The organism is Pseudomonas sp. HMSC063H08, assembly GCF_001813645.1.
GTDB classification, from domain to species: domain Bacteria; phylum Pseudomonadota; class Gammaproteobacteria; order Pseudomonadales; family Pseudomonadaceae; genus Pseudomonas; species Pseudomonas aeruginosa.
Genome location: NZ_KV813533.1, coordinates 26,042 through 32,905 on the forward strand (window position 1 = coordinate 26,042; position 6,864 = coordinate 32,905).

At 70.0% G+C, this 6,864-nt stretch carries 5 protein-coding genes; 4 read left to right on the forward strand and 1 reads right to left on the reverse strand.

What is annotated here, in order from left to right; translation table 11 throughout:
- Positions 1-10 precede the first annotated feature (10 nt).
- Genes fptA through HMPREF2924_RS22320 form a run of 4 tightly spaced genes read left to right on the forward strand, consistent with a single transcriptional unit; the run spans position 11 to position 5,198 of the window.
- Positions 11-2,173: a Fe(3+)-pyochelin receptor FptA gene (fptA, locus tag HMPREF2924_RS22305; protein ID WP_003129325.1), complete on the forward strand. Its 2,163-nt coding sequence runs from the start codon at positions 11-13 to the stop codon at positions 2,171-2,173.
- Positions 2,173-2,454, forward strand: coding sequence for a hypothetical protein (locus HMPREF2924_RS22310; RefSeq protein ID WP_003129326.1), 282 nt, complete (start codon positions 2,173-2,175; stop codon positions 2,452-2,454). The genes fptA and HMPREF2924_RS22310 overlap by 1 nt, the downstream gene beginning before the upstream one ends.
- Before the next feature lies 1 nt (position 2,455).
- Positions 2,456-3,961 (forward strand): PepSY-associated TM helix domain-containing protein, encoded by a 1,506-nt coding sequence (locus tag HMPREF2924_RS22315; protein ID WP_023094504.1) that lies wholly within the window; start codon positions 2,456-2,458, stop codon positions 3,959-3,961.
- Complete coding sequence (locus HMPREF2924_RS22320) at positions 3,954-5,198, forward strand: MFS transporter (protein ID WP_003129328.1); 1,245 nt, start codon at positions 3,954-3,956, stop codon at positions 5,196-5,198. Before HMPREF2924_RS22315 ends, HMPREF2924_RS22320 begins: the two co-directional genes overlap by 8 nt.
- A 104-nt stretch (positions 5,199-5,302) precedes the next feature.
- Here the strand turns inward: HMPREF2924_RS22320 and phzM are convergent, their stop codons facing one another.
- Complete coding sequence (gene phzM, locus HMPREF2924_RS22325) at positions 5,303-6,511, reverse strand: pyocyanin biosynthetic protein PhzM (RefSeq protein WP_003093633.1); 1,209 nt, start codon at positions 6,509-6,511, stop codon at positions 5,303-5,305.
- Positions 6,512-6,864: the final 353 nt, after the last annotated feature.

Consider the following 6,864-nt stretch of genomic DNA (forward strand, 5'->3'; position numbering starts at 1 on the left):
TGTTCGAACGATGAAAACGGAGACGAAGGTGATCAAGGGACGCCAGGGCATCGCCCGCAATCGGCACACCCCGTTGTGCCTGGGGCTGCTGCTGGCGCTGAGTCCGCTGGCGGCGGCCGTGGCCGACGCGCGCAAGGACGGCGAGACGGAACTGCCGGACATGGTGATCAGCGGAGAAAGCACGTCTGCCACCCAGCCGCCGGGGGTGACTACCCTGGGCAAGGTGCCGCTCAAGCCGCGCGAGCTGCCGCAGTCCGCCAGCGTCATCGACCATGAGCGCCTCGAACAGCAGAATCTGTTCAGCCTCGACGAAGCCATGCAGCAGGCCACCGGGGTCACCGTGCAGCCGTTCCAGCTGCTGACCACCGCCTACTACGTGCGCGGCTTCAAGGTCGACTCCTTCGAGCTGGACGGGGTGCCGGCGCTGCTTGGCAATACTGCCAGTTCGCCGCAGGACATGGCGATCTACGAGCGGGTCGAGATCCTTCGCGGCTCCAACGGACTGCTGCATGGCACCGGCAACCCGGCGGCCACCGTCAACCTGGTGCGCAAGCGGCCGCAGCGCGAATTCGCCGCCAGCACTACCCTCAGCGCCGGGCGCTGGGACCGCTACCGCGCCGAGGTCGACGTCGGCGGCCCGCTGAGCGCCAGCGGCAACGTGCGCGGCCGAGCGGTGGCCGCCTACGAGGACCGCGACTACTTCTACGACGTGGCCGACCAGGGCACCCGCCTGCTCTACGGGGTGACCGAGTTCGACCTGAGCCCCGACACCCTGCTCACCGTCGGTGCGCAATACCAGCACATCGACTCGATCACCAACATGGCCGGGGTACCGATGGCCAAGGATGGGTCCAATCTCGGGCTGTCCCGCGACACCTACCTCGATGTCGACTGGGACCGCTTCAAGTGGGACACCTACCGCGCCTTCGGCTCCCTCGAACAGCAACTGGGCGGCGGCTGGAAAGGCAAGGTCAGCGCCGAATACCAGGAAGCCGATTCGCGCCTGCGTTACGCCGGCTCCTTCGGCGCCATCGAACCGCAGACCGGCGACGGTGGCCAGCTGACGGGCGCCGCCTACAAGTTCAAGAGCATCCAGCGCAGCCTCGACGCCAACCTCAATGGGCCGGTGCGACTGTTCGGCCTGACCCACGAACTGCTCGGTGGGGTCACCTACGCCCAGGGCGAGACCCGCCAGGACACCGCACGCTTCCTCAACCTGCCGAACACCCCGGTCAATGTCTACCGCTGGGACCCGCACGGCGTGCCGCGCCCGCAGATCGGCCAGTACACTTCGCCGGGCACCACCACCACCACCCAGAAAGGCCTCTATGCCCTGGGTCGGATCAAGCTCGCCGAGCCGCTGACCCTGGTGGTCGGCGGCCGCGAAAGCTGGTGGGACCAGGACACCCCGGCCACCCGCTTCAAGCCCGGTCGCCAGTTCACGCCCTACGGCGGGCTGATCTGGGACTTCGCCAGGGACTGGTCGTGGTATGTCAGCTACGCCGAGGTCTACCAGCCGCAGGCGGATCGCCAGACCTGGAACAGCGAGCCGTTGAGCCCGGTGGAAGGCAAGACCTACGAAACCGGGATCAAGGGCGAACTGGCCGACGGCCGCCTGAACCTGTCGCTGGCGGCGTTCCGCATCGACCTGGAGAACAATCCGCAGGAAGACCCGGACCATCCGGGGCCGCCCAACAATCCGTTCTACATCAGCGGCGGCAAGGTGCGCAGCCAGGGCTTCGAGCTGGAAGGCACCGGCTACCTGACGCCCTACTGGAGTCTCTCGGCCGGCTACACCTACACCAGCACCGAGTACCTCAAGGACAGCCAGAACGACTCGGGGACGCGCTACTCCACCTTCACCCCGAGGCACCTGCTGCGCCTGTGGAGCAACTACGACCTGCCCTGGCAGGATCGGCGCTGGAGCGTCGGCGGCGGACTCCAGGCGCAGAGCGACTACAGCGTCGACTACCGCGGCGTGAGCATGCGCCAGGGCGGCTACGCACTGGTCAACATGCGCCTGGGCTACAAGATCGACGAGCACTGGACGGCGGCGGTCAACGTCAACAACCTGTTCGACCGGACCTACTACCAGAGCCTGTCCAACCCCAACTGGAACAACCGCTACGGCGAACCGCGCAGCTTCAACGTCAGCCTGCGGGGCGCGTTCTGATGCCGCGCCGGTCGGGCTTCGGCTGGGCCTGGCGGGTTCCGCTGGCGCTCGCCGGCAGCCTGGCGGCGGCGACCGCCAGCGGCTATCTGTTGACTCGCGGGCTGCCCCTGGACGACCCGCTCGAGCGTCTCTACGCCGGGCTCTTCGGCGCGCTCGGGGTGGGCTTGTTGCTGCTTGTCGGCGGGTTGCTGGCGCGTGATCCGGGCAACTTCGCCTGGCGCCTGGGCGGTAGCCTGCTGGCACTGGGCCTGGCGTTGTGGCTGCTGGCGGGGCGCGGTTGAAGTGGCGGCGCGTCCTCTCCTGCTCTCGCTGCACGGTGGCGCCGGCGCGCTGTTCGGCGTGCTGCTGTTCGTGGTGCTGTTCAGTGGCGCCTGGAGTCTTGGCCACGACGACCTGCGCGAGTGGCTGCGGGCCCCGGCGCAGGCGGGAGGAGAAGCCCTTGCGCTGGAGCGCCTGCTCGAACGGGCGGGCGAGGAAGGCGTCGACATCGGCGATGCGACCCTGCTGCTGCCCGCTCCCGGCCATGCCGCCTTCAGCGTCTGCGATGCGCGCCTGGACTGCCGGCTGGACCTCGACCCGGCCAGCGGCCGGGTGCTGCCACCGACGCCGGCGCTGGACCTCCTGCTGAACCTGCACAAGAGCCTGTTCGTCGGCTTCCCCGGGCGGGTGCTGGTCAGCCTGTTCGGCGTATCGCTGTTGCTGCTGTGCCTGGCCGGCGTGCTGCTGCACAGCCGCCGCTGGCGCGACCTGCGGCGTTGGCGGCGGGATCGCGGGCTGCGCCTGGCGCTGTTCGACCTGCATGGCCTGATCGGCATCTGGGGACTGCCCTGGCTGCTGTTGTTCGGTTTCACCGGCGCGCTCAGCGGGCTGGGCGCTCTCGGGACCCTGTTGCTGGCGCCGGTGGCCTACCCGCAGGAACCGAACCGGGTGTTTGTCGAGTTGATGGGACCGCCGCCGCCCGCCGCCGAGGGGCGGCCATTGGCGTCCCGCATCGATCTCGACCGCCTGCTTGCCGGCGATGCCGTGCGGGCGCCCGGCTTCGTTGCCCAGCGTTTGAGCCTCAGCCATGCCGGGGATGTCGCCGGCAGCGTGGAGATCGCCGGTATCCAGCGTGGCCTGCCGAGTACCGCGAACTTCGAGCGGCACCGCTATCGGCTGGCCGACGGCGCCCTGCTCGGCGAGCGCAGCTCGGCGCAGCGCGGGTTCTGGCTGCGCGCCTTCATCGCCGTGCAGCCGTTGCATTTCGCCCAGTACCAGTGGCTCGGGCCGGGCTGGTCCGCCGCGTTGCGCGGCCTGCACCTGGCGATGGGCCTCGGCGCCTGCCTGCTCTGCGCCAGCGGCCTGTACCTGTGGCTGCAACGACGCGCCTCGGCGCCGGACGCCCGCGCACGGCTGTTGCGGCGCCTGAGCCAGGGGTTCTGCGCCGGCCTGGTGGCTGCGGCCGCGTTGCTCCTGCTGGGGCTGCAACTCGCGCCCTCGGAGTTGCTCGCCGGACCCTGGCCGGGGCGGCTGTTCCTTGTCCTGTGGGGCGCCGCTGGTCTGGCGGCGTTGCTGCTGCCGGGCGACTGGCCGCTGGCGCGCGGATTGCTCGGCGTCGCCGGGCTGGCCTGCCTGGCGGCCGCCGTCGCGCACCTGGCGCCCTGGCTCATGCGCGGCCGGCTGCCGGCCCTGGGCCCCGACCTCACCCTGATCCTCTGCGGCGCGCTGCTCATCCGGCACGCCTGGATGCAGGCGCGCGCCGCCGCGCCACCCGCCCACCCCCGTGTCACCGGAGACCACCATGCTTGAGCTGTATCGCCACCGCCGCCTGGTCATCACCCTGGCGTTGCTCTACCTGTCCCAGGGCATTCCCATCGGCCTGGCCATGGACGCCCTGCCCACCCTCCTGCGCCAGGATGGCGCGGCATTGCAGGCGCTGGCCTTCCTGCCCCTGGTGGGGCTGCCCTGGGTGGTCAAGTTCCTCTGGGCACCCTGGGTCGACAATCACTGGTCGCGCCGTTTCGGCCGGCGGCGTAGCTGGATCCTGCCGATGCAATGCATCGTCCTCGCCTGCCTGCTCGGCCTGGCGACGTTTGGCCTCGGCGTGGCCAGCGCCGGTTGGGCGGTCGGCCTGCTGGCGCTGGCTTCGCTGGCCAGCGCGACCCAGGACATCGCCACCGACGGCATGGCGGCGGAGCACTTCAGCGGCGAGCTGCTGGCCAAGGTCAACGCGGTACAGATCGCCGGGGTGATGATCGGCTTCTTCGGCGGCGGCGCCGGCAGCCTGATCCTCGCCGGGCATTTCGGCCAGCGCACGGCGTTCCTGGTCATGGCCTGCGTGCCGCTGGCAAGCCTGTGCTGCGTGCTCGCCCTGGGGCGCGGCGACCCCCAAGAACTCCCCCCGGCACCGGCCGCCAAGGCCAGCCTGCTGCGCTTCCTGCGTCGGCCGCTGGCGCCTTCGCTGCTGGCGCTGGCACTGCTGTCGGCGATGACCGCGGTATCCGGCTTCGGCCTGTCCAAGCTGTACCTCAGCGATGCCGGCTGGGCCTTGCAGGACATCGGCCGGCTGGGCATGAGCGGTGGCCTGGTCACGGTATTCCTCGGCTGCGGCGGCGGCGCCTGGCTGGTCAGGCGGATCGGCCTGTGGCGCGGTTTCGCCCTTGGCGTGGTGCTCGCCGGCTGTTCGGCGCTGCTCTGGTATCTGCAGGCCGGTCGCTGGTTGGCACTGAGCGAAGGGTTGGCGTGGACCTGCGTGCTGATCGGCTCGCTGGCCACCGGCATCACCTCGGTGGCGATCCTCACCGCGGCGATGCGCTTCGCCGGCCAGGGCGGCCAGGCCGGCACCGATGTCACCGCGGTGCAGAGCACCCGAGACCTCGGCGAGATGCTGGCGTCTTCGTTCCTGGTCAGCCTCACCGCGCAGATCGGCTATGCCGGCGGTTTCCTCACCGGCAGCGCCCTGGCGGTGCTGGCCCTGCTGCTCGCCCTGCGCCTGCAGGCCGGCGAGGGGCGCGGGGAGTGGAAGGGGCGGGCGGAAGAGGCCTGAGGCGCTGCCGATAGGCGCGCAGCGCCCGGCACCCGCACGGATGCCGCCTCTCCCGCGGACGGGAGAGGCGGGAGAGGGCAGGCGCGGTGGCCTGCCCGGTGTTGCTAGCGTGGCCGTTCCACCTGGTTGCGGTAGCTGCCGGTGATCGCTTCCAGCGCCGCGCTCTTCTCGGTCTTCGGTCGCGAAGCCGCGGCCCATTCCTCTTTTTCCCGTTCGCGGTTGGCCAGGATGATCTTGTTGGCGGTCGGCCGCCGCGCTTCTTCGTATTCGCGCAGGGCTGCGGCCACGTCGGCGTTGCGCGCCAGCGCGGCGGCCAGCTCGATGCCGTCGAGGATCGCCTGCGAAGCGCCGTTGGCGCCCATCGGATACATCAGGTGGGCGGCGTCGCCGAGCAGCGTGATGCGTCCCCGGCCCCAGTGCGGCAGCGGATCGCGGTCGACCATCGGGTACTGCAGGATCAACTGGTTGCGGGTCAGCAGGTCGCGGATGTCGAACCAGCCCAGGTCCCAGTCGGCGAAGAACGGCAGCACGTCTTCCAGGCGCCCGTTGCGGTTCCAGTCGGCCTCGTTGTCGAGCTGGCCGACGGCGGCGCTCGGCACCATGCACACCCAGTTCACCAGCGACTTGCCTTCGGCCGCGTGGCGCGCCGAGATCGGATAGGCGACCAGGCGCGACCAGTGCTCGTCGTTGGCGACGATCATGGTCTTGCCGTCGAGGAAGCGGTCGAACTCGGTGACGCCGCGCCACATGGTGATCCCACCGTGGGACAGCGGCCCCTGGTCGGGATGCAGGTGCGCGCGGACCGCCGAGTGGATGCCGTCGGCGCCGACCAGCACATCGGCACCGAGCGCCAGGGGCTTGCCGTGTCCGTCGCGGGCGCCGATCAGTACGCGGCCGTCGCGCTCTTCGATGCGCTCCACGCCGAGACCGGTGCGTACCGCCTGTTGGCCGAGGCGCTCGCGCACCGCGGCGAGCAGGATCATCTGCAGTTCGCCGCGATGGATCGAGTACTGCGGATAGGCGTTGCCGGCCTCCACGCCGCGCGGCTCGGACCATACCGTGGCGCCGCTCTGGTCGATGTAGCGCAGCTCGTGGGTGGGGATGGCGGTGGCCGCCAGCGCCGGGCCGAGGCCCAGTTCGGCAAGGGCCTCGACCGCCGCCGGCTGGATATTGATGCCGACGCCAAGGGGGCGTATCTCGCTGCTGCTTTCCAGCAGCGTGACCTTGCCGATGCCGGCCTGGTGCAGGGCCAGGGCGCAACTGAGGCCGCCGATGCCGGCGCCGGCAATGAGGATATCGATGGGTTCGCTCATGGGTGCTTCCTTTTCTCGAGTGTTCGAATCGATGGGTGTTCGGCTGGGACGGATGACCGTTTACCGCGATGAAACGTCGGCGCAGCGGCGGATAACGCCGGTGGCGTTATTCGCCCTACAGCCCGGCTCCGAGGCCGCGGTACGCATGACCGCATTCGGTTATCCACCGTAAAACGGGTGAGCTTCGAGGCCGCGTAGGGCGAATAACCGCTTGCGGTTATCCGCCATGAAACGTCGGCGCAGCGGCGGATAACGCCGGTGGCGTTATTCGCCCTACGGCCCGACTACGGGGCCGCGGGACGCATATCCGCCGTGAAACGTCGGCGCAGCGGTGTCGTCACGGTTGCAGGTAG

Bases quoted from the DNA above. Each gene is read 5' to 3' on its own strand.
- fptA (WP_003129325.1), top strand. From the start codon at position 11: ATGAAAACGGAGACGAAGGTGATCAAGGGACGCCAGGGCATCGCCCGC.
- HMPREF2924_RS22310 (WP_003129326.1), top strand. From the start codon at position 2,173: ATGCCGCGCCGGTCGGGCTTCGGCTGGGCCTGGCGGGTTCCGCTGGCG.
- HMPREF2924_RS22320 (WP_003129328.1), top strand. From the start codon at position 3,954: ATGCTTGAGCTGTATCGCCACCGCCGCCTGGTCATCACCCTGGCGTTG.
- phzM (WP_003093633.1), bottom strand. From the start codon at position 6,511: ATGAGCGAACCCATCGATATCCTCATTGCCGGCGCCGGCATCGGCGGC.